The organism is Tamlana crocina, from assembly GCF_012037625.1.
Genome location: NZ_JAAVJS010000176.1, coordinates 1 through 494 on the forward strand (window position 1 = coordinate 1; position 494 = coordinate 494).

Below are 494 nucleotides of genomic sequence, written 5' to 3' on the forward strand. Positions count from 1 at the left end.
TACGGGTAATTCAGAGAATATGAAGGATCTGGAATTTCTCCGTGGGAATGAAGTCTTAAAGGAAGTTTTACCTGAGCTTAAAGACAAGGCAGATATTATTGTACTGCTTTCCCACCAGGGAACTGCTGTTGACAGATTAACTGCGGAAGAATTTTCTGAAATTGACATCATATTGGGAGGCCATAGCCACGATCTCATTACAAAACCCGAAATAATTAATAATACTTATATGGTACAGGCTCTGTCAGATGCTGCAGTTCTGGGTGAAATTGATTTGGAGATCAAAGACCGCAAATTAACAGGAGTAAAAGCAAATCATCGATTACTGTGGTTAAGTGATTTTGAAAAAGACCGGGAAATGGAGAATCTTATTGAAGAACTTCGGGCTTCGTACCGTGATCATCTTGAGGAAGGTATAGCAACGGCAACAGAGGTGATAGACAGGCAATACAAAACTGAAAGTTCTTTTGATAAACTCGTTGGAAATTTGCTTC

General features: G+C 39.3%; 1 pseudogene. It reads left to right on the plus strand.

The features are described from left to right. Positions 1 to 19: 19 nt before the first annotated feature. A pseudogene (locus HC176_RS16205) lies at positions 20 to 494 on the plus strand (bifunctional metallophosphatase/5'-nucleotidase); the annotation flags it as partial.